This window comes from Mesorhizobium sp. P2_D5 (genome assembly GCF_056404355.1).
On sequence record NZ_JBFUEE010000006.1, the window covers coordinates 408,821 to 430,276 of the forward strand.

Annotated in this window: 17 protein-coding genes; 7 read left to right on the top strand and 10 right to left on the bottom strand. The window is 62.0% G+C overall.

What is annotated here, in order from left to right; translation table 11 throughout:
- Window positions 1-68: 68 nt before the first annotated feature.
- A complete protein-coding gene (locus AC1DYW_RS25905; RefSeq protein WP_477228074.1) occupies window positions 69-1,532 on the bottom strand; it encodes a phospholipase D-like domain-containing protein in 1,464 nt (487 codons plus the stop codon).
- A 260-nt stretch (window positions 1,533-1,792) separates the two neighbouring features.
- Window positions 1,793-2,704: an alpha/beta fold hydrolase gene (locus AC1DYW_RS25910; protein ID WP_477228075.1), complete on the bottom strand. Its 912-nt coding sequence runs from the start codon at window positions 2,702-2,704 to the stop codon at window positions 1,793-1,795.
- 125 nt (window positions 2,705-2,829) lie between these two features.
- On the opposite strand from AC1DYW_RS25910, the gene AC1DYW_RS25915 reads away from it, so the two are divergent.
- Window positions 2,830-3,753: a LysR family transcriptional regulator gene (locus AC1DYW_RS25915; RefSeq protein WP_477228095.1), complete on the top strand. Its 924-nt coding sequence runs from the start codon at window positions 2,830-2,832 to the stop codon at window positions 3,751-3,753.
- Between the two features lie 25 nt (window positions 3,754-3,778).
- Here AC1DYW_RS25915 and AC1DYW_RS25920 read toward each other — a convergent pair whose 3' ends face one another.
- The 7 genes from AC1DYW_RS25920 to AC1DYW_RS25950 form a co-directional block, all read right to left on the bottom strand.
- Window positions 3,779-4,591 (bottom strand): 3-methyl-2-oxobutanoate hydroxymethyltransferase, encoded by an 813-nt coding sequence (locus AC1DYW_RS25920; RefSeq protein WP_477228076.1) that lies wholly within the window; start codon window positions 4,589-4,591, stop codon window positions 3,779-3,781.
- A gap of 9 nt (window positions 4,592-4,600) precedes the next feature.
- The gene (locus AC1DYW_RS25925; RefSeq protein ID WP_477228077.1) at window positions 4,601-5,383 is read right to left on the bottom strand and encodes a TIM barrel protein; all 783 of its coding nucleotides are present in this window, start codon (window positions 5,381-5,383) and stop codon (window positions 4,601-4,603) included.
- A 1-nt stretch (window position 5,384) separates the two neighbouring features.
- Window positions 5,385-5,696 carry a MocE family 2Fe-2S type ferredoxin gene (locus AC1DYW_RS25930; RefSeq protein WP_457152391.1) on the bottom strand — a complete coding sequence of 104 codons (312 nt, stop codon included), beginning with the start codon at window positions 5,694-5,696 and terminating at the stop codon, window positions 5,385-5,387.
- A gap of 114 nt (window positions 5,697-5,810) precedes the next feature.
- Window positions 5,811-6,635: an ATP-binding cassette domain-containing protein gene (locus AC1DYW_RS25935; protein WP_477228078.1), complete on the bottom strand. Its 825-nt coding sequence runs from the start codon at window positions 6,633-6,635 to the stop codon at window positions 5,811-5,813.
- The gene (locus AC1DYW_RS25940; RefSeq protein ID WP_477228096.1) at window positions 6,632-7,582 is read right to left on the bottom strand and encodes an ABC transporter permease; all 951 of its coding nucleotides are present in this window, start codon (window positions 7,580-7,582) and stop codon (window positions 6,632-6,634) included. The genes AC1DYW_RS25935 and AC1DYW_RS25940 overlap by 4 nt, the downstream gene beginning before the upstream one ends.
- Window positions 7,583-7,810: 228 nt before the next feature.
- Window positions 7,811-8,791: a sugar ABC transporter substrate-binding protein gene (locus tag AC1DYW_RS25945; protein ID WP_477228079.1), complete on the bottom strand. Its 981-nt coding sequence runs from the start codon at window positions 8,789-8,791 to the stop codon at window positions 7,811-7,813.
- A gap of 100 nt (window positions 8,792-8,891) precedes the next feature.
- Window positions 8,892-9,899: a sterol desaturase family protein gene (locus tag AC1DYW_RS25950; protein ID WP_477228080.1), complete on the bottom strand. Its 1,008-nt coding sequence runs from the start codon at window positions 9,897-9,899 to the stop codon at window positions 8,892-8,894.
- A 274-nt stretch (window positions 9,900-10,173) separates the two neighbouring features.
- Here AC1DYW_RS25950 and AC1DYW_RS25955 point away from each other — a divergent pair, with 274 nt between their 5' ends.
- The 5 genes from AC1DYW_RS25955 to AC1DYW_RS25975 all read left to right on the top strand — a co-directional run bounded on the left by AC1DYW_RS25955 (window position 10,174) and on the right by AC1DYW_RS25975 (window position 17,153).
- Window positions 10,174-11,211 (top strand): LacI family DNA-binding transcriptional regulator, encoded by a 1,038-nt coding sequence (locus AC1DYW_RS25955; RefSeq protein WP_477228081.1) that lies wholly within the window; start codon window positions 10,174-10,176, stop codon window positions 11,209-11,211.
- A gap of 359 nt (window positions 11,212-11,570) precedes the next feature.
- Window positions 11,571-13,019, top strand: coding sequence for a TolC family protein (locus AC1DYW_RS25960; protein WP_477228082.1), 1,449 nt, complete (start codon window positions 11,571-11,573; stop codon window positions 13,017-13,019).
- A gap of 39 nt (window positions 13,020-13,058) precedes the next feature.
- Entirely contained in the window at window positions 13,059-15,191 is a 2,133-nt protein-coding gene (locus tag AC1DYW_RS25965) for a type I secretion system permease/ATPase (RefSeq protein WP_477228083.1), read from the top strand.
- A 41-nt stretch (window positions 15,192-15,232) separates the two neighbouring features.
- Window positions 15,233-16,522, top strand: a complete 1,290-nt coding sequence (locus AC1DYW_RS25970) for an HlyD family type I secretion periplasmic adaptor subunit (protein ID WP_477228084.1) — start codon at window positions 15,233-15,235, stop codon at window positions 16,520-16,522.
- Window positions 16,512-17,153, top strand: coding sequence for a ribbon-helix-helix domain-containing protein (locus tag AC1DYW_RS25975; protein WP_477228085.1), 642 nt, complete (start codon window positions 16,512-16,514; stop codon window positions 17,151-17,153). Before AC1DYW_RS25970 ends, AC1DYW_RS25975 begins: the two co-directional genes overlap by 11 nt.
- A 106-nt stretch (window positions 17,154-17,259) precedes the next feature.
- Here the strand turns inward: AC1DYW_RS25975 and AC1DYW_RS25980 are convergent, their stop codons facing one another.
- Window positions 17,260-17,982 carry a transglutaminase-like cysteine peptidase gene (locus tag AC1DYW_RS25980; protein ID WP_477228086.1) on the bottom strand — a complete coding sequence of 241 codons (723 nt, stop codon included), beginning with the start codon at window positions 17,980-17,982 and terminating at the stop codon, window positions 17,260-17,262.
- A 546-nt stretch (window positions 17,983-18,528) separates the two neighbouring features.
- On the opposite strand from AC1DYW_RS25980, the gene AC1DYW_RS25985 reads away from it, so the two are divergent.
- A partial coding sequence (locus tag AC1DYW_RS25985; protein WP_477228087.1) for a DUF5801 repeats-in-toxin domain-containing protein occupies window positions 18,529-21,456 on the top strand: 2,928 nt, incomplete at its 3' end.

The following is a 21,456-nucleotide window of genomic DNA, read 5'->3' on the forward strand; positions in this document are numbered from 1 at the left end:
CTACAGTCAAAATAGGCGCCGTCGGCATATATTCCATGACAGGCAGGCTTCACACGCGCCAACCTTGGCTAGAGATAGGGCGAACCGAGCCACAATACCCGGTCGAACAGCCTGATAAGGAAGGGTCGGGCCCGCAAGGCGTCGAGGGTCACCGGCACTGCGGTGGCGAGCGCCGATGCGATCCGCGCCTCGATCTCGCTGGCAAAGCCGGCGTCGAGGACCTCGAGGTCGATCTCGAAATTCAACCGCAGCGACCGGGCGTCAAGGTTGGAAGAGCCGACATACGCCCACACGCCGTCGATCGAAAGCAGCTTCGAATGGTCGAACGGTCCCTCCGTGCGCCAGATGCGGCAATAGTTCTTCAGCAGCTGATCGAACTGCGCCGTCATAGCGCGGTCGACAAGGAAAAGATTGTTCACCGCCGGCACCACGATGTCGATTTCGACGCCGCGCCTTGCAGCGGTGGTCAAGGCGCTGATCAATTCACGGTCCGGCAGGAAATAGGGCGACATCAGGCGGATCGATTTGCGGGCGACGGAGAACGCGCCGATCAGCAGCTTGTGGTTGGTCTCGATGCTGGCGTCCGGGCCGGACGCGACCGCCCGCACCAGCATGGGCAGGCCGGGCGCCGGCGACAGCGGCCCAATTCGCCAGGCATCGCCCTTCAACGGTTCGTCGGTGGCGAAGCGCCAATCCTCGGCGGCGACCGAGAAGAGATCGGCGACGACCGGACCAGTGACCCGGAAATGCGTGTCCCTGGCGCAGTTGGAACCGGCGAACTCGGCCGAGAAGCCCTTGCGGATGTTCATGCCACCGGTGAAGGCGACCTTACCGTCGATGATCAGGATCTTCCTGTGGGTCCTGAGATTGGCGTAGGGCAGGCGCAGGCCCATGACGATGTTGCCGTTGAAGACATCGGCGGTGATGTCGGCGCTGCGCAGATGCCCCAGGATGCTCGGCACGGAATAGCGGGCGCCGACGGCATCGATCAGCACGCGGACCGTGACGCCGCGCCGGACGGCGCCGGCGAGCGCCTCGACGAAGAGCATGCCGACGGCATCATTGTCGAAAATATAGGTCTCGAGCAGGATGCTGCGCTCGGCGCCGTCAATCGCCGCGCACATGGCGGCATAGGCCTCGTCGCCTGTCTCCAGCACATCGATTGCGTTTCCAGGGTGGAGCGCGCGCCGCGCCACCCTGTCGCCCAGTGTCCGCAGACCGGTGAACCGCTGCCCGTATCGCTCGACGATCAGGGCCTCTTCGGCGGCAACGTCGCGCTCATGCTTGGCGGACACCGCGCCGCCGGTAAGTGGGCGCTGCGCGCTGATCGAGGCGCGACGGATGCGGTTGATACCGGCGACGGCATAGATCAGCACGCCGATGATAGGCGACAGCACCATCACGCCGACCCAGCCGGTGGCTGCGCGGACATCTTCCTTGGTCATGACGACGTGGATGATGCCGACGGTCGCCATCACCACCGAGATGATCGCAAGGATTTGGGGCCAGTGAGTCGCCAGAGTCTCGAACATTGCTGGGACTATCCAGCGAGCGGTTGCAGAAGGCAATGCGGCCCCGGCATGGGGGCCAATCCACGGATCGGCGTTACCGGGTAAGCGTCTGCAACCGTTGCGAGTGGCGCAGCCGAGGCATTATCATCTGAATTATCTCGGTACGGAGCAGCAGGCTGGCACCTCCATGTGCTTTTACCGGCTTCGGAAGCTTTCTGTCAGTCAGGGCGATACGATTGAGGATCAAGCCAAGGAACTCGCCGGGCGAAGACTTGTGCGCCTCACTTCCGGTCGAGAAAAGTCCTCACGGCTGCGATCGTGGCCTCCGGCTGCTCTTCCATCAGCCAATGTCCCGAATGGGGGACCACGACTTCGGTCACGTCCGTCGCGGCATTGCGCATCACGATCGCCTCGGTTGCTCCAAAGGATTTTTCGCCGCCGATCGCCAGCACTGGCATGGTGAGTTTCGTCATCATGGATACCTTGTTGTCTTCGACGTCCTGCCGGATAGAGCGGAACTGCGCGAAGGCCGAGCGCATCGCTCCCGGAAGGGCGTAGAGCTTGGTATAGTGTTCACGCGTTGCTTCGTTGATCTTGGACGGATCGCCAGCGAATTCGTTCCAGAAACGATCAAGGTAGATGCGTTCACGTCCCGCCACCAGCCGCTCTGCATCCGGCCCGCCAAAGTCGAAATGCCACAGCGCCGGGCTGCGCACGACCTCATCCCAGGGCGGAATGCCGGGAACCGGCGCGTCCATCACCACCAGCTTTTCGGTCTTGTCCGGATAACGTGCCGCATAGGCGTAGGCGACCATCGTGCCAATATCGTGCCCGACAATGGTGGCATGGTCGATATCAAGCGCGGTCAGAATTGCGCGGATGTCGGCCGCCTGTGTCCGTTTGTCGTAGCCATCGACTGGATGGGACGACAGACCCATACCCCGCAGATCCGGAATGACGATCCGGTGATCGCGGGACAGCTCGGTGGCCAGCGGCCCCCACATATCACCGGTGTCACCGAAACCATGTATCAAAACCACCGGGGAGCCCTGTCCGCCCACACGGACATGCAGCGTCACATCACCCGCCTTGATATCCTGCGTCTGGAAGCCAGGGGGCAGCGATTGAACCTGCGCTGCGGCAGGCAATGAAATCACAAGCATGCCAAACAGGCCAAGCAGGAACCTGAACATCTCTTAATCTCCGCCAATTGGTCCCAGTCTCGTGACCATCATCTGTGCCTTGCTTGAGTATGGCGCAGGACTTTCGTTCTGATTAGCCATATAATTCGGGAACTCGAATTCGGAAAATGCGGACAATCATGAAGCTTGAAGGCATCGGCACGTTCGTCACCGTAGCGGAAGCCGGTTCGATCAGCGAAGCCGCCCGGCGTCAACGATTGTCCAAATCGGTGGTGAGCGAGCGTTTGGCCGAGCTCGAAAGAAGCCTGGGCACGACATTGCTGCATCGTACGACGCGGAGACTTACCCTGACGGAGGATGGGATAGCTTTCCTCGCACGAGCGCGGCGCATCGTCAGGGAAGTGGAGGACGCCGGCGCCGACATGGCGGAACGACGCGGCGAACTGGTCGGGCCGCTGCGTATCTCGGCGCCGGTCACATTTGGACGCATGCATCTCGGGCCGGCGCTTTACCCTTTCCTGGCGCGCCATCCAGGGATCGAATTGACGCTCGATCTCGATGACCGGCGCGCCGATGCCGCTGCCGATGGTTACGATGCGGTTGTGCGACACGGTGCGATCCAGGATTCGCGGCTGATAGCATGGCGTCTCGCGGCGAGCCGACGGGTTCTCGTCGCGTCGCCGGAGTATATCGCCCGGAACGGTGCGCCTACGTCAATGGCTGACCTGGCCAGCCATCGGGGCATTTTCTACACCCATCGCGGAGTCGCCGATTGGCGCTTTCCCAGCCCCGACGGCGCTGCGATTGTCCGGGGTCGGATCGGGTTGCTCGTCAACAATGGTGACGTCATGCGTGAGGCTGCGATCGCGGGGCTAGGAATAGCCTTGCTGCCGACATTCATTGCCGGAGGAGCGATCAGAATCGGTGAACTCAAGGTCGTCGATATCGGCGTCGAGGCCGAAGGCGAATTCATCTATATCGCGTATCCTGAAGGGCCGCCGCCATCGGCCAAGCTCAAGGCGTTCGCGGAATGTCTGATCACTGCAATCGGTGATCCGCCCTACTGGGATGTGCCTGATTGCCGCCCGACGGACAAATGATTATCCGCTCCATCTAGGCAAATCACTAAAGACCCAGGGCAATCTTGAAAGCAGAAAGCTCGTCGTCGGTGACGGGGACCACGTGCTGTGGCTCGGGGTAGGCGCCCGTCTGCACGTCGGATATAAACTCGCGATAGGCGGCGATGCGCTCGCGCTGCAGCCGCTCATATTCGGCGGCGAAGTTGCGGTAGGTCCTGGCGTGGCGCGGCCTGTGGCCAGCGGTGTGGCCGAGCACGTCCTCGCTGAAAAGATACTGCGCGTCGGCATGCGGCCCGGCGCCCATGCCGAGCATGATCAGGGGCGTATTCCTCGTGATCAGTTCGGCAACCCGGTCGGGTACCACCTCCAGCTCGGCGCCGAAGCAGCCTATGGCCTCCAGGCGCTTGACGTGATCCCACACCGCACGCGCACTCTCGGCCGTCCTGCCGACGGCCTTGAAGCCGCCGGTCCAGGTGCATTGCGAGGGGATCAGGCCGACATGGGCGACGACCGGCACGGCGTTGTCGCAGAGCGCCTTCTGGATATCGAGCGAGGCGGCGCAGTAGAAACAGTCGCCGCCGATGCGCATGAACTGGTAGGCGGTTTTCAGATAATCCTCCGAGGTGACCAGATTGCCGGCGGGACCGTAGGGCAGCCCGACCTGCACGAAGCATCGGCCGGCCGCCTCGCGCATCTCGGGCGAGAAGAAGCGCCCCTCGATCGAAAGCATGTCTATGCCGGCCGCATCCGCTGCCGCCGCCTCTTCGAGAGAGGTGACGTAGAGCATGGAAATCTTTTGTCCGCGGCCCTTCATGGCGCGGATGTCGGCGACGGTGGGACGGCTGCTCTTGGTGACCATTCTTGTTCCTCAGACGGTGAAAGCTTCACGGAAGGCCTGCAGTGCCGCCTCGGGATCACCCGAGGCAAACGCTTCCATGCCCACCGGCCCGCGGTAGCCCATGTCCTTCAGCGCGCGGGCGACGCCGCGATAGTTGATCTCGCCCGTGCCGGGCTCCATTCGGCCCGGCACGTCGGCCACCTGGACCTCGCCGATCCATGGCAGGCAGGCGCGGCACAGCTCGATCAGGTTCCCTTCGCCGATCTGTGCATGGTAGAGGTCGAGGTTGAGGCGCAGCCCCGGCCGGTTGACACTCGACACCAGCGCAAGCGTGTCTTCGGCTCGTGCAAAAGGCACGCCGGGATGGTCGACCGGAAGGTTCAAATTCTCCAGCGTGAATGTCACGCCTTCAGCCTCGGCGAGATCCGCAATCCGGTTCAGCGTGTCGCGTGCCTTGAGCCACATGGCGCCAGTGACGGTCTCGCAGGGCGTGACCGGCAGGCCGCCTTCGCCCAGCCCGGTGCCGTGCAGGTTGAGCCGTGCGACGCCGAGGCGTTTGCCGACCGCCGCGGTCTCTTTCGCCGTCTTCAGTAGTTCCGCGGCGCCCTCGTCATCGGAGAGACGGCCGCGCAGATAGCCGTTCATGATCGAGAACGTCGCGCCGGATTTCTCGAGCATTGCGAGGTCGTGATCGGGCCAGTTCCAGAGGCCGACCTGGAAGCCCATTTCGGTCAGGCGCCGCACGCGCCATTCCATCGGCCGGTCGCGCCAGAGCATCTCGGCGCAAGCCGCAAGGGTGAAGGGATCGGACATGTCAGACCTCGATGTACACGCGGCCGTCCTCGACCTTGGTGTTGTAGATCTTAAGGTTCACGCAGACCGGCGCGCGCAGCGCTTCGCCGGTCCGGTAGTCAAACACGCCGTTGTGCTTGGGGCATTCGATCCTGTATTCCATAACCAGCCCGTCGCTCAGATGCACCTTCTCATGCGTGCACAGCCCGTCGGTGCAGAAGAACGCATCGTCGGGGCTGCGGTAGATGGCGAATGTCCGGCCCTCGTGATCGAAGCGGATAACGTCCTCTTCCTCGATATCATCGGCCGCGCACGCATCAATCCACCTTGCCATTGTCGCCCTGCAGTCTGTTCTTGGGTTGGTCGAAAAGACAGCCGGCGGAACCACGCATTCCGCCGGCCGCACAGGAAGATGCCCGGGAGGAGGAGATGGGCGTCTTCACTGGGTTCATGCATGGCTTGCGCCATGCGGCGCATGCCTGTCGTCAGCCGCCGAGAAGCTCTCGATCTCGGCTTCGAGTTCGGCCATCTGCTCGCCGCCTGCCATCAGGTCGGTGATCGCTTCACGGCTTTTCTCGCCCTTGCGGAAGTCGGCGGCCTTGGCGCCCCTGATGAGGACGGCGAAGTGGTCGCCGACGGTCAAGGCATGGACGACATTGTGGGTGATGAAGATGACCGCGATGCCCTTGCGACGTGCCTGCAGGACGATGCGCAGGACGTGCGCCGCCTCCTTGACCCCAAGAGCCGCGGTCGGCTCGTCGAGGATCAGCACGCTGGCGCCGAAATGCACGGCGCGCGCGATCGCCAGCGCCTGCCGCTCACCACCGGACAGTCCACCGACCAGGCGATCGCCGTCGTCGATGCGGGTGATGCCGAGCTGGCGCATCTCGGTGACGGCGATCTCATTGGCCCGCTTGCGGTCGTAGATGGTGAGCGGTCCCCAGCGCCGTGTCGGCTCGGCGCCGACGAAGAAGGAACGGCCGATGCTCATCAGCGGGAACGTCCCGCCGAATTGGTGCACCGTCGCGATGCCGTGGTCGCTGGCGTCGCGCGGGCTGTCGAAGGCGACGGCCTTGCCGTCCATTTCCATCGTGCCCGATGTCGGTTTGTGGACGCCGGAGAGGATCTTGATCAGCGTCGACTTGCCGGCGCCATTGTCGCCGAGCAGGCACAGCACCTCGCCTCTGTTGACCTCCAGCGAAATGTCGTGAAGCACGTCGATCGGACCGAACGACTTGTTGATCCCGGTCAGCCTGAGCAGGGGCGTGGTCATGAGCGGACCCTCGATTTGGTACGCGGCGCGTAGGTCAGCGCCATGGTGCGGAAGGTGTTGTTCATCAGCACGGCCGCCAGCAGCAGGACGCCGATGATCAGGCTTGCCCAATTGGCGTCGAAGCCGGTGTAGAAAATGCCCTGGTTGACGATGGAGAAGGTCAGCGTGCCAAGCACGATGCCGACCACCGAACCATAGCCGCCGGTGAGCAGCACGCCGCCGATGACCACCGCGATGATCGAGTTGAAGATGAAGGACTGCCCCGCAGCCACCTGGGCGCTGTTGTAGAGGATCGCCTGCGACATGCCGACGAAGGCCGCGCACAGGCCGCTGCTCATGAACAGCGCGATGGTGACCCGGTCCGTCGGGATGCCGGCATTGCGGGCGCTGACCGAGTCACCGCCCATGGCCAGGATCCAGTTGCCGAAGCGCGAGAAGTTCAGGACGAACCCGACGACCAGGACGATGGCGATCCACCAGAACAGGGTCACCTGGAACTTGCCGCCGAGATAGTCGCCGAACACGAGCTTGGCGATCGGTCCGCTCCTCAGCGCAACACTGGTGCTGCCGGACAGGATGATCGAGAGACCGAGCGTCAGGCCGGCCAGCGCGAACAGCGTTGCCAGTGTGACGACGAAGGACGGCACTTTGGTGTGGATTACCAGGAGCCCGTTGATGAAGCCGACGATGAGGCCAAGGGCGAGGGCCGCGAGGATGCCGACGATGATCGGCAGGCCGTAGTGGCCCGAGATGATGGCGATGGTCATCGAGCTGGCGGGGATCATCGAGCCGACAGAGAGATCGAGATGTCCGGCGATCATCAATAGCCCCACCGGGAGGGCGATGATCCCGAGTTCCGAGGCGACGTTGAGCCAGCTCGCGGCACCGCCGGCCGACATGAAGTTGGCGCCGCCGAAGATCGAGAAGAACACCAGCACGGCGATCATGCCGATCAGCGAGCCGACCTCCGGACGCCGGACGAGCCTGCCGATCGAGGGTATCGAGGAATGCGGGGTGGGTAGCGCAGTCGCTACCACGGCGGGTTGGTCATGGGCTTGGGATGTCATCGAAGTGGTCCCTGGCTTGAACAATGGGGGTGCCTGGCGCGGCCCTCGGAGGGGCGCCGGCCGGCGATGTCCGGCCCACGGCGGGGCCGGACACTCGGTTTGCGCGAATTAGCGGGCGCCCGCCGCCGCACCACCCATCGTCGCGCCGACGTTGGCGGCATCGACGATCCCCGGTCCGGTCAGCACCGGCTTCGTCGGCAGGTCGAGCCCGTAGTTGACGAAGCCGTTGAGCAGCGACACCGCGAGATAGCCCTGCAGATAAGGCTGCTGGTCGATCGAGAACATCTGCGTGCCGTCCTTGATGCGCTGCAGGCCGGTTTCGTCCATGTCGAAGGAAGCGAGCTTGACCTTGTCGCCAAGATTGGCCTGGCTGATGGCGTTGGCCGCACTGTTGGCGTCGCCGGCGCTGATGGTGATGAGGCCGTCGAGGGTGTTGTCTTTCAGCACGGCGGCCTTGATCGCCTCGGCGACCGCGGTCGGGTTGCCGAAGCTGGATGAAGGCAGCGGCAGCTGGATGGATTTGCCGCCGCTCTTGGCGATGGCGTCGGCGATGCCCTTGCAGCGGTCTTCGGTGTTGGTGGAGCCCGGCAAGGTGTTGACGCACAGCACATTCTTGGCGCCATGGCTGCCGAAATAGGCGCCGCCGCCGACACCGGCCACGTATTCCTCGTTGCCGACATAGTTCATGGCGCCGAGCCGCTTGGCTGCGTCCATGCCGCCGGAATTGTAGATGATGAGCGGCACGCCGGCGGCAACGACTTCCTTGAAGGCGTCATCCATGGCCTCGGGCACCCAGTCGGGACCGACGATGGCGCTCGGCTTCTGGCTGAGCGCGGTGCGGATCAGCTTGGCGGCGTCCGGGCCAAGATTGTCGTAGTTCTGCGGGCCGAGCCAAGTCACCGAGCCGCCGGTCAGTTCGGCGACCTTTCCGGCGTCGTCCGCACCTTTCTTGACCTTCGACCAGAACGGGTCGTCCGCCTTGCCGCCGATGACGAAGATCTTCGCCCCATCAGCCATTGCGGCTGTGGCACCTGTCGCCACCAAGGCTGCCGTCATCGCCGCAGTCAAAAGCTTCGTGATATGGTTCATTTCATTTCCTCCCGGTTGCCGTCATCAGACGGATTGGAAAACTTGGTCCCGACGCTCCCCTCCCGGCGCGTCGCGTGATCAATGCTTCGCCCGGCGTCGCTTACGCCCTGGCATTCATGCGCTGCTTCTTTTTCTGGAACCGGGCGTCCATCATGGCGTCGCCCTCTCTGGTGCCGTCATGCAAGGTGCCGAACCATCTATCGAGCGGGATCAGCCCGTCGCCGCCGTAGTTCACCTCGAAATATTTATGGTGCAGGTAGTGCGCGTAGGCGTGGCTCGATACGGCTGTGTCCTGCGTGAGTTCCAGCTTTTCGAAGCCGAGATGGCCGTTGACGGCACCAAAGCCGGCGACGTGCAGCTGGAACAGTGCGACGATGGGGTTGGACGGGATCAGAAGATGCCAGAAGGCGACCGCGTGATAGAGGAACCCTTCCACCGGGTGCATCGACAGCGACGACCAGGGCGACGGGTTGATCGAATTGTGGTGGACGGAGTGGATCCAGCGATAGAGCGGACCCCAGTGGATCAGGCGGTGGATGAAGAAGAAATGCACCTCGTGAATGGCCGGTGCGACCAGCACCAGCGCGGCGAGGTAGACCGGGTGGTCATGCCAGCCGACCCACGGCACGTAGCCGTTGGCAAAGCACCACAGGAAGATGACTTCGACCACCGTCCATAGCGGGATCGTGATGAAGAACGAGCGCAGAAAGTTGTCGAGGTTCTGGCTCTGGAACCAGAAGACGTCGGAAGGCGCATCGGCGGGGAATTTGTGGTTGTATTTGAAGCGTGTCGCTTGCGCGCGCCTGACGTAATAGCGCAGCTCGAAAATACCGTAGAAGACCAGGATCGCCGCGGCGTTGACGGCGTAGAGCCAGAGCGCCCAACCCCAGCTGAGCGTCTTCATCGTCTCGACGCTGGGGACGATATAGAACCAGTAAAGGAGCGCCGTGGCCATGTGGAAGGCGTTCCACGGCCAGATATAACCGGGCAGCCACGCCAGGATCTTCGGCAGCCTCGGTGGCCAATTCCACAACGGCACGGCCTCGATGCGCCCGTTCGGCTTCCAGTCGCCGCGCTTGTCGCGCACGCCGTATTTGAGATCGTCCATCCCGGATCCTCCACCCGCAACGCCTGGGATGGCTCGCACGCGCACGCTGCCTCACACCGCCGTCGGGCGGAGGGTCAGAACCTTGTCTGCGCTGTGCTGCTTCTATCCCTGGGCTGGCGGTGCTTGCGCCTTCCTTGCTTCTTCCCGAGATAAACATCTTGATCCAAAATGAATCAAGAATAGAATGTTTATTCCAAATTGATTGTATCATTCGTCTCAGGATTGCTTGACGAATGATATCTTCGTATCAAATGCTATAGGCTGATGAGACGAAATGGATCAGAACAAGCGGCCGACCATCAAGGATGTTGCCGCCGAGGCAAATGTTTCGGTGGCCACCGTCAACCGGGTGCTGAGCGGCTCGGGCGCCGTCCGCCAGGGCACGCGCGAGCGCGTCAGGCTGGCGGCGGAGCAGATCGGTTTCTATGGCATGGGTGCGCTGCGCAGCCGTATAGCGGCCGCCCGGCCGCGCTACCGGTTGGGTTTCCTGCTGCATCAGCCCGGCCGCGCCTTCTACCGCAACATTGCCGAGGCGATACGTGCGGTGGCGCCGACGATGCCCGACTGCGAGATAGAGCTGCGCACCGAGTTTCTTGACGATCTGTCGCCGCAGAATGTCGCCTCGTGCATGCTGGCCTTGGGCGCCGAATGCAACGCCGTTGGTGTCGTCGCCGCGGTCCATCCGCTCGTCACCCAGGCCGTGGACACGCTGCATGACCGCAATGTGCCGGTGTTCGCACTGATCTCGCAGATATCGGCGACGGGCCAGGTTCCCTACATCGGGCTGGATGGCTGGAAGGTCGGGCGAACGGCGGCCTGGGTGTTCGAGCATGTCTGCCGGGCGCCCGGCAGACTGGGCATCCTGGTCGGCAACCATCGCTACCGCTGCCAGGAGATGAACGAGAGCGGCTTCCGTTCCTATTTCCGCGAACATGCTCCTGGCTTCACGCTGCTGGAGCCGCTGCTGACCTTCGAATCCAGCGCCATCGCGCAGGAGATGACCGAAAAGCTGCTGAACGAAAATCCGGATCTGTCTGGCCTCTATGTCGCCGGCGGCGGCATCACCGGCGCCATGGCGGCGCTGCGCTCCACCGGTCGGGCCGGCAGCGTCGTCGTCGTCGGCTATGAACTGATGGACACGACCCGCGCCGCACTTCTCGACGGCACGCTGACCTTCGTCATTTCGCACCCGCTGGCCCGCATCGCCCAAGAAGCGCTGGCCGGCATGGTCCGCGCCGTCTCGGCCCCGAACGAAGGCGGCAACTTCACGACGATCCTGCCCTTCGAGATCTACACCCGCGAGAACATCTAGTTCACGGCGCCGTCGCAATCCTTGATCCCCCGAAAAGATTGCCGCAACAGCGATCTGCCTTCGGTTTGGTCGCAAATAGCGGCTATCCCTGCTTGATTCTCCCTGCCTTGGTTAACCACCTTCCGTTTTTGGTCCTTTTCCCAACTGACAGCGTCAGGATACGATCGCAGGGGGTCTATGCTTATGTGCCATTTTTGCTACATCTAACAATCTTGTCGCCTGAATCATCGATTTAGCAGGAGCTAATTCAATAATTCCTCACACATTTCGTGAAACTGTGGATAGTTCTCGGAGGCAGGCCTTGGCTTGGCGTAGCGCTCTCGAATAAGGGTGCTGGGGGAAACTTTAGGGTGGGTTATATGAATAAGACAAGCATCTCGGCCGTCGGCAAGCGCCTTGGTCTTTTGATGGCGGCTACAATGCTGACTTGCGCGAGTGCTCATGCGCTCACGCTCAAGGAGGCGATGGCTGTCGCGGTGGAATCCAATCCCGAGATTGGACAGGCAATTGAAAACCGCGAAGCAATCGAGTTCGAGTTGCGACAGGCCAAGGGCCTTTATCTTCCCAGTGTCGATGTCGAGGCATCGGCTGGAGTTCGTCGCCTCGACAATACGTCCCGGCGCGCACTGTCGATAGAGGACGATTCGCTCTATCCGGCGGAAGCGGATCTGGTGGTCACACAGAAGCTGTTTGACAGCGGCGCGCGGCGGGCGGAATTGAACCGCCAGGCATCGCGGGTCGACGGAGCGTCCTTTCGGGTCCTGGAACGCTCGGAATTCATCGGGCTGTCGGTCGTCCAAGACTACCTTGAATACATGCTGCAGGCTTCGATCGTCGCCGAAGCCAAGAAGAACCTCGGTTTCCATCAGGCGATACTCGGCGACATCCGGCAAGGCATCTCGGGCGGGGCGCTGAACGAGGCCGACCGGCAGCAGGCCGAAGAGCGTCTGTTCGCAGCCCAGGCACGCATGCAGGAGGCGAGCGAAGAACTGGAAGCCTCCAGGATCCGGTTCTTCAAGACCGTCGGCAAACCGCTGGTCAATGCTTCGCGGCCCGGTGATGTCGCCGCCGCACTGCCGAGGTCACTTGACGATGCGCTGGGCCTGGCACGACAGAACAATCCACGCGTTCATATGGCCACCAGCGATATCGCCGCTGCTGCTTCCATGGTGGATGCGGCCCGGGCGAAATACGGCCCCGAAGTCCTGGCCGAAGGCCGTGCCAGGGGAGGGTATGATATTGACGGCGACAATGGCGACGCCAGTGACCTGCAGGCGCGTCTGGTGCTGCGTTGGAACCTGTATCGAGGCGGCATAGACAAGGCCAATGAACAGGAGCAGATCCGCCGTGCCAGCGAACAGCGGCTTGCCTATCACCAAGTCTTGCGTGAGATCGAGGAGGCTGTCCGCACGTCATGGGATCGCCGTTTCCGGCAAGCCGACCTGGCAAAGACGCTCAGGCTGCAGGCCGCTTCCAGTGAAAAGCTGGTTTCGTCCTACCGCGAGCAATTCAAGGTAGGGCAACGGTCGCTGCTCGACGTGCTCGATGCGCAGAATACCCGGTTCAACACGGCAACGCTGGCGGACACAGCATCCTATGCATCGCTGTTCGCCCAATACCGACTTCTGGCCGCGACAGGTCAATTGCTGAAAACGATGGGTCTTCAGCCGGCAAAGCAAGCGACGGCCTATGCACGATCCGAGTTCAACGCACCAGAAACCGCGGACACTGAAACCTATGCGCGGACGCCATCGGAGCAGAAGAACGACCTGCCTTTCGATATCCTTGCGCCAGTGAGGAAGAAGTAGGACGGTGCAAGGTCCAGCGAGGGTCCTTACGGGCATATCGTGAACCAGCAACCCAACATCCTCTCCCCCAAGGAGGCATTCAAAGCCTGCTTTTCAGCGGTCGCCGGCTATCTCGGCAGGCCGAGCGCGGAGACAGTGCTGTTTGCCGGGGTGCCGATTTCAGAGACGCGAATTGAGGTAGAGGATATTCGGCACCTTGCCGAGCGCATCGGCCTCGAGGTCAAGGACGTCAGTCATCGCGATTTCCTGCGCGGGCGCGTCGATCTGCCCGCCATTCTGTTTCGCGCCAGCCAGCTGCCTGTCGCCCTGCTCGCGGAGATTGAAGCGGGCGAATACCTGACTGCGCCCCAAGAAGACGGCCGCACCACGATCAGCAGATCCGAGCTGGCTGCCAGCTATATCAGCGGCGGCGCGTCCTTCTCGATCACCTATGCCAATGCCACCGAGGCGATGAAGGTCGGCTCCGCACAGAAGATCGAAAGGCGCCATTGGCTGACGGGGACGATGGGCGCCTTCTGGCGCACCTATTCGAAAGTCGTCCTTGCTGCGATATTCATCAATGTTCTGGCCATCGCCTCACCCATCTTCACGATGAACGTCTACGACAGGATCCTGCCGAACAAGGCAATATCCACACTGTGGGTTCTGGCCATCGGCATCGGCGCCGTCATCCTGTTCGATCTGCTTTTGAAGACGGCCAGGGCTTCCCTCATCGACTATGCCGGGCGCAAGGCGGATCTTCGGATATCGTATCTTCTGTTCGAAAAAGTGCTGAACTCGTCACTGTCGGCGCGTCCCGGCTCGACCGGCGAATACGCAAACCGGGTCACGCAATATGAGTTCGTCAGAGAGTTCTTCACCTCGAACACCATCAGCGTGTTCATCGACACGGCATTCGTCTTCGTCTTTCTTCTCGTCATCTATGCGATAGGCGGCTGGCTGGTGATCATACCGGCGCTGGCCTTTGTGATGTCCGTCATCGTCGGCTTGATTACCCAGCGCCGCATCGGCAAGCGCGTCGCCGCCTCGATGAACGAAGCTTCGCAACGCCAGGCCTTGCTGGTCGAATCCATCTCGACGCTGGAGACGATCAAGTCGCTGCGCGCCGAGGCGTATCTGCTGCGAAAATGGGGAGAGCACTCCAAGAACGCCGCCAACACGTCCGAGAAGATCAAGCAACTCTCGGCGGCCGCAGGCAACATAACCCAGTCGATACAACAGCTGGTGACAGTCGCCCTGGTGGTGGCCGGCGCCTACGCCTTCTCGGAAGGGCATGTTTCGACAGGAGCAATCATAGGAACGGTCATGCTGGCGAGCAGGGCGGTGGCTCCGCTCGGCCAGATCGCCATCACGCTGTCCCGGTTTCGCCAGGCCATGCTCTCGCTGAGGATGGTGAACTCGATCATGGAGCAACCGGAGGACCGGCCGGACACGGTGGGTTTCGTCAACCGACCCATTCGCAACGGGGCGATGGCGTTCAGGAATGTCGGGTTTGTCTATCCCGGCGCGGAAAACGAGGTTTTGACCGGTCTGAATTTCACGGTGAAGCCGGGAGAGCGGATCGGCATCATCGGTCGCATAGGATCGGGAAAGACGACGATGGGTCGGCTGGTCGGCCGGCTGTTCCTGCCGACCTCCGGTGAGCTGCTGCTGGATGGGATCGATATTCGCCAGTATCACCCGTCAGAAGTTCGGGCCGCTGTCGGCATCGTTGCGCAGGCTGGCGATCTGTTCTCGGGGACCATCAAGGAAAATCTCCTGATGGCTTGCCCGGAGGCTACCGATGAGCAGATCATCGACGCGGCAAAGGCGGCTGGCGTCGACGATTTCGTCTCACGCCATCCGCGTGGTTACGACATGAATGTCGGCGAGCGTGGCACCAATCTTTCAGGCGGCCAGAGGCAGACAGTGGCGATCGCACGCCTGCTGCTGACCAAGCCGAAAATCGTCTTTCTAGATGAACCATCGGGCTCGATGGATCTCGCATCGGAACGCCAGTTGATAAAGCAGCTCAAGGTCGCCTTTGACCGCGACACCACGCTGATCGTCTCCACACATCGCTTCAGCATGCTAGAACTGGCCGACCGCCTGATCGTTATCGAACAGGGCAAGATCGTTGCTGACGGACCGAAGGACCAGGTTATACAGGCGTTGCAGAAAACAAGCGCCTGATCGAACAAATTGAATGCATCCAATGCGTTGGGGCGTAGGAAATGCTTGCCAGGGAAGATCGGCCGCCGCTCTTTGCGTCGGCGTCCATATTCATCATAGGAGCGCTTTTCGTTGTATTTGTCGCCTGGGCAGCCTTTGCCGAAGTCGATGAGATCGCGCGGGGAGACGGCAAGGTGATACCCGCTTCCAAGACCCAGATCATTCAGGCGAGTGAAGCCGGTGTCGTCCAGGAAATCGCAGTTACGATTGGCCAGGTCGTCAAGAAGAATGATCTCATCATCCGTCTCGACAACACGCTCAACACCTCCAGCCTTGGTGAGCAGCAGGCCAAGGCGCGAGCCCTGCAGGCGCGCATTGCGCGGCTCCAGTTCGAGCAGAGCGGCAATCTCGAAGGCGCATTTCCCTGTCCGCCCGAGATCCAGAAGGCAGCGCCGGAAATCTGCGAAAACGAGCAGAAGCTGCTCGTCGCGCGCCGCGAAAACTTCGAAGTCAAGCTGTCGGTTCTCAAGTCGCGCCTCGATCAGCGCCAGAATGAATTGGACGAAGCCACCGCCAATCTCGATCGTCTCACCAAGAACCTGGCTGTTAGCGACCAGGAAAAGGAGCTGGTCGATTCCATGGTCAAGAAGGGGCTGATGGCGAGGACCGAGCAGATCCGCGTCGAGCGTGAGCATACCGAACTGCAAGGGCAGTTGAACCTCGCCGGTGAAACCATCAAGAAAACCAAGGGGGCTATCACGGAAGCCCAGCTTCAGGTCGACGAGCTAGGTCTGCAGTTGCAGCAGGAAGCCCTGAGCGACCTGACGGAGGCGCTGGCCGATCTCTCGGTGGTGGATGAGACCATACGTGGCGCCACCGACAAGGTCGCGCGCACGGATATCCGGTCTCCGGTGGATGGGATTGTCAACACGCTGGAGCTGAACACGGTCGGCGCCTTCGTCCAGCCTGGAGCGGTCGTGGCCGGCATCGTCCCGACCTCCGAGACCCTTCTGGTCGAGGCCCGGGTTTCACCGCGAGATGTCGCCTTCATCCGGCCGGACCAGGACGCGCTCATCAAGGTCACCGCCTACGATTTCTCGATCTTTGGTGGCATCGAAGGCAAGGTCTCCAACATCACAGCCGACAGCCTGGTCGACCAGAAGACAGGCGAACCCTATTACCAAGTGCGCGTGTCGACGGACAAATCGACACTCGAGAGAGACGGCAAGGCCTATTCGATCATCCCGGGCATGATCTGTTCCGTCGACATCAAGACCGGGCGCAAGACGATCCTGAATTACCTCTTGAAGCCGATCAACAAGGCACGTCAGGAGGCGATGAGTGAGCGGTAGCGCCAGCTCTCCTCTTCCCGATCGCGAGCGGCTGCTGCCTCCTGTCACGGCTGAGGATTTTGGGCTGGAATTTCGGGTTGTGGCACGCGGCGGCGTACGACGCGGCATCCGTTTGGAACGGGCTTTCTGGGTCACGCTGAAGCAGATGGCCGAAAGCAGGAAGTGCACGATCGGGATGCTCATCGATGAGATCGCCGAAAGTCAGGCACAGACAGGTAACCTGACATCTGCGATCAGGGTGGCCTGCATGCGTGGATTGGGGGAGGAAAACCTGACCTTGCGAAGGCTTGCCTCGATCAACACCATCAACGCCATAGTGGTCGCCTGCCCGTCGCCGGCCTTTGCCTTGGCATCGTCGAAGAAGATCCTGACGTTCAACGCGCCGTTCCAGCAACTGGTCAAGCGTCAATTGCCGATAGCTCCAAACGACGATGCGCGCCATGACCTCAAGCTGGCGCTGGACCTCAATGTAGCCGACATTTTCGCGCGGCTCGACGCCAATGGCCAAGCGCCGGTGGCTACGGGCTTTGTCATCGGCGCCGGTGAACGTCGCTACCGGGGTCAATTGAATGTCGTGCGAGCCCCGGTGGTCGAGCCGGAATTGCTGATGGCGTTCGTCTTCGGCGGCTAAGGCGCGTCACCTTGACCTAGATGCAGCCGAAGCGTTCGCGCTCTGGTTTTCATGCAAACCATTGTCCCAAAGTCACTTTTGGCGACATGTGATCTTGCCGGAAAATCTATCGCTGAACGCCTTCGCCCGGCGCAACGGTCGCGAAGCCGCCTTTGATCTCAGCCATCTGGGCTGCGCCCGGTTTCGAGCCGTGGATCCAGGCCCGGTCCGTGCTGAACGAATAGAGCGGAACGTAGTCGGGAAGATCGCTGTCGCGCACGACGGTGTTGCTGAGGCTGTCGAGAATGAAGGTGCCGCTGCCTGTGCTCACCGACAGCACCGCGTGAAAGAAGCCTCGCTTGCGGTCCTGGAGAACAACGAGCGCCATGCTTTGCGTTGGAATACCGGCCCTCAGCAGAGCCGTCATCTTGAGGATGGCAAAATCCTCGCAGTCGCCGGCTCGCCGTTCGAGAATTTCCGATGGCTTTGCCCAATAGTCGAGTTTGCCGTAGACGTCGCTGTCTTTCCTGTAGGCAATCAGGTGATTTACGCTGCTGTTGACGAAGGATAGCTTCTCGCTGAATCCCTTGCCCTGGGCGGCGGAGACCATGCTGGCAAAAGCCGCACTCTTGCGCTCGCAGGCGCTGCCCGCCGAGCAACTGGTGATTGCCTGGTAGACGGGTGCCCAACGAGCCGAGACGGGGAAATTGCGCATGGACAAGGCGACCGATCCGAATACGCCGGGAATAATCGATGCCGTCTGCACCGGATCTATCCCGGCATCAGCTCGCGCCGTTGACGAACCATCCCCGCGATCAGCAAATGCCGGGCCGTAGCTGCCGAAAACCATGCTGATCCGGTAAGGCGCCAAAGGCTGCCAGGGCTGCGGCCTCGCCAGCGAAACACCGCCGAGGCAGGGTGGCGTCAGGACCCTTTCCAGAGGCGTGCCAATAGCGGCAGCCTCCCCGGAAACGGCACTTGCGAATGAAGGTCCTGCCAGGCCGACAAGGCCGATTGCCAGCAGGAGCACCTTGAGCCTGGTTTTTCCCAGAACTGATTTTTCTTTTTTCATAACGCCCACCTTTGACTGTGGACGCTACCAATCTTGTCTCAAATTATTGGAAAGGAAGGTGGATAACTTTACGGCAAGTGGCTTTGTCTATTTTATTTAAAATTTTATTCGATTTTATACTCCCATTTACCAAGAGACCGCGTCGAACCTCCACCGGGCGCGCTACGCAGAAGCCGGCATATATCAGGTTATATGTTCGAGGTTTACCAACGTGTAAAAAATGCTGGGGTAAGCATATCGGAGTATATGAAACAGATTGCGGGGTTGTTGCAAAGCAGAAGTGGCCAATGTCTCTTGCCGGGAAATGTCGGAGGGGTTTCAGCAATGATCACCAATAATGAGTTGGACAGTTCTTCGGGTTCCTTGAACGAGCATTCCGCGTCCAGCGAACACAATGGTCAGGCATCGCCGGGAGAGATCCTGGTCGCACAAGCAACTTCGACCCAGCAGCCCGCGCCGGCAGCGGCCGAACCGGTGCCGGTCGATGTCGGCGGCGGAGCACCTGTCAAGCCGGAAGCGCCGGCGACGGCGAACGCACCCGCGGCACCCCATGAATATGTGGCTGACGCCAGCAACATCGTGAAACTTCCGTCCAACGTTTCCATCGACAACATCAAGGTCGACGGCCACAACCTTGTGCTCGAGCAGGCCGACGGCTCGGTGATCGTGATCAAGGACGGCGCCTTGAACGTGCCGACCTTCGTCATCGGCGACGTCGAGGTGCCGCGCGTTGCGTTGCTGGCCGCGCTCGAGGCAAGCCATGTCGACGTTGCCTTCGGCGCCGACGGTTCCATGTCGGCCGGCACGGGCGGTTCGCCACCCAGTGCAGGCGGGAATTTCGAAATCCCCCCCGGCGGCATCGGTGACGGGTTCGGCCTTTCGGCCTTGTTGCCCCCGACAGACTTGCAGTTCGGGTTGCTGGACCGGCGCGAGCTGACGATTGGCGTTGCGGAAAAGGAAGACTCCACCCCCTCGATCGATCTCATAGGCTCGGCAACAGTCAACGAGGCCGGTCTGCCGGCGCGTGGCGGCGAGCCCGCCGGCTCGGACGCGTCCGCGTCGTCGGAGACGACCTCGGGCAACATCGGCTTCACCTCGCCTGACGGCGTGTCGGTGGTCTCGCTCGACGGCCATGTGCTGAGCGGTGTGGCTCAGACCTTCACCGATGGGACCGGCTCGCTGACGGCGAGCTATGTCTTCGATGCGGCGACCGGTATCGGCACCATCCACTACACCTACACGCTTCTCGACAACACCGCCGGCAACGCCACCAATGTGAGCTTCCCGGTCGCGGTGACGGATGCAAATGGCAATCCGGCCCCGGGCGGCAATCTGGTCATCAACATCATCGATGACGCACCGACGGCAGTTGCCGACACCGACGCGGTGGCGGCGGGTTCGCACGCGCCTATAGGCGGCAATGTGATAAGCGGCGCCGGCAGCGACGGCAATGCGGCAGGAGCCGACACCAAGGGCGCCGATGACGCGAAGGTTGCGGGCGTTGCCGCCGGCACGACCAATGCCGATCTGGACAGCGGGGTCACACTGAACACGCCGATCCATGGCGCCTATGGCACGCTGACGCTGCAGGCGGACGGCTCCTACACTTATGTGCGCGATGCCGGCACGCCTGGCGGCGTCCACGACGTGTTCACCTATACGATCAAGGACGGCGACGGAGACCTGTCGCACACGACGTTGACGATTTCGATCGGCAATTCGACACCTACGATCAGCGACCTGACGCCGGCGGCCGGTGGCGGCGACGTCGTCGTCAACGAAAATGACCTGCTGGCCAACCGTGGATCCGGTGAGTCGGACGGCTCCGACACTTCCAAGGAAAGCAACACACAAGGCGGCACCTTTGCCATTTCCTCGCCCGATGGCATCGCCTCGCTGGCGATCGACGGCCACAATTTCATCACCAATGGCGTGTTCACGGCGGGCTCGTTCACGACGGCGCTGGGCAACACGCTGACGGTGACGGCCTACGACGCCGCGACCGGTCAGGTGAGCTACACCTACACGCTCCTCGACAATGAGGCGCATCCCGCCGTCCAGGGCACCAACAGCCTGTTCGAGAATTTCACCGTCACGCTCACCGACCAGGACGCGCAGAGCGTCAACGGCACGCTGTCGGTCAACATCGTCGACGATGTGCCGACGGCCACGACCGAGGCTTCGCAGAATGTTCTTGAAGGCGCGACCATCACCGGCACGCTGGACTTCGTCGCCGGCGCCGACGGCGCTACGGTGACGCATATTGGCGCCACCGCCCTGGTCTTTGGCGGCGACGGCTACTCGCAGGCGATCGACATCGGTGACGGCTTTATAAAGGTCAAGGCCGACGGCAGCTATGCATTCACGGCCAACAGTCCGGTCATCGGGGCCGGTGCGGCCTCGGCGACCTATACCGTGACGGACGGCGATGGCGACAAGGCGACTGCCGGCATCAGCTTTGCGGTGACCGACGCCAACCATCCGACGACCGGCACGGCGGCGCCCACGGTCGATGATGACGGGCTGGCCGGCGGCAATGCGGCAAGCACGGCGGGCGACATCGACGCCAATGCCGGCGAGGTTCCGCTCAGCGCCAGTGAAGCGACCTACAACGGCACGCTGGGCGGCAGCGTCGGCGGCGACGGCGCCGGTTCCAACGGCTTCTCGTTCGCGACGCTGGACGGCACCAGCGGGACGGTCGGCCAGGAGAACGTCACCTACAGCTGGAACGCCGCCAGCGACACGCTGACGGCGACGGGTCCACGCGGCGACCTGTTCACGGTGCATGTGACCGATCCGGCCACCGGCGCCTACACGGTGACGCTGCTCGACAACGTGCTCCAGGCACAGGGTCCGAACGACGAGAACAATGCGACGGTCAACCTCGGCTACGTGATCACCGACGCCGATGGCTCGACGGCGCCAGGCACGCTGACCATCACCTTCAACGATGATGCTCCGACGGTCGCGATGGCGGATGTGAAGCTGCCGTCGCTAAGCGTCGACGAGACGGATCTGACGACGAATGCGACGGCGAGCTTCGCCAGCGCCTTCACCTCGAGCTATGGCGCCGATGGCGCCGGCACGACCACCTATGCGCTGGGCTTCAATGCCGGCGCGACGGGGCTGGTCGACACGGCGAGCGGCCAGGCGGTGGTGCTGAGCCTCGAGGCTGGGCAGGTGGTCGGCCGTGCGGGCGTCGGCGGCGTGATCGTGTTCACGGTCAGCACCGATGCGTCGGGCAATGTGACG

Excerpts from the sequence above, each read along its gene's own strand:
- AC1DYW_RS25905 (WP_477228074.1), bottom strand. The coding sequence starts at position 1,532 with ATGTTCGAGACTCTGGCGACTCACTGGCCCCAAATCCTTGCGATCATC.
- AC1DYW_RS25910 (WP_477228075.1), bottom strand. The coding sequence starts at position 2,704 with ATGTTCAGGTTCCTGCTTGGCCTGTTTGGCATGCTTGTGATTTCATTG.
- AC1DYW_RS25920 (WP_477228076.1), bottom strand. The coding sequence starts at position 4,591 with ATGGTCACCAAGAGCAGCCGTCCCACCGTCGCCGACATCCGCGCCATG.
- AC1DYW_RS25925 (WP_477228077.1), bottom strand. The coding sequence starts at position 5,383 with ATGTCCGATCCCTTCACCCTTGCGGCTTGCGCCGAGATGCTCTGGCGC.
- AC1DYW_RS25930 (WP_457152391.1), bottom strand. The coding sequence starts at position 5,696 with ATGGCAAGGTGGATTGATGCGTGCGCGGCCGATGATATCGAGGAAGAG.
- AC1DYW_RS25935 (WP_477228078.1), bottom strand. The coding sequence starts at position 6,635 with ATGACCACGCCCCTGCTCAGGCTGACCGGGATCAACAAGTCGTTCGGT.
- AC1DYW_RS25940 (WP_477228096.1), bottom strand. The coding sequence starts at position 7,582 with ATGATCGCCGTGCTGGTGTTCTTCTCGATCTTCGGCGGCGCCAACTTC.
- AC1DYW_RS25945 (WP_477228079.1), bottom strand. The coding sequence starts at position 8,791 with ATGAACCATATCACGAAGCTTTTGACTGCGGCGATGACGGCAGCCTTG.
- AC1DYW_RS25950 (WP_477228080.1), bottom strand. The coding sequence starts at position 9,899 with ATGGACGATCTCAAATACGGCGTGCGCGACAAGCGCGGCGACTGGAAG.
- AC1DYW_RS25955 (WP_477228081.1), top strand. The coding sequence starts at position 10,174 with ATGGATCAGAACAAGCGGCCGACCATCAAGGATGTTGCCGCCGAGGCA.
- AC1DYW_RS25960 (WP_477228082.1), top strand. The coding sequence starts at position 11,571 with ATGAATAAGACAAGCATCTCGGCCGTCGGCAAGCGCCTTGGTCTTTTG.
- AC1DYW_RS25970 (WP_477228084.1), top strand. The coding sequence starts at position 15,233 with ATGCTTGCCAGGGAAGATCGGCCGCCGCTCTTTGCGTCGGCGTCCATA.
- AC1DYW_RS25980 (WP_477228086.1), bottom strand. The coding sequence starts at position 17,982 with ATGGTTTTCGGCAGCTACGGCCCGGCATTTGCTGATCGCGGGGATGGT.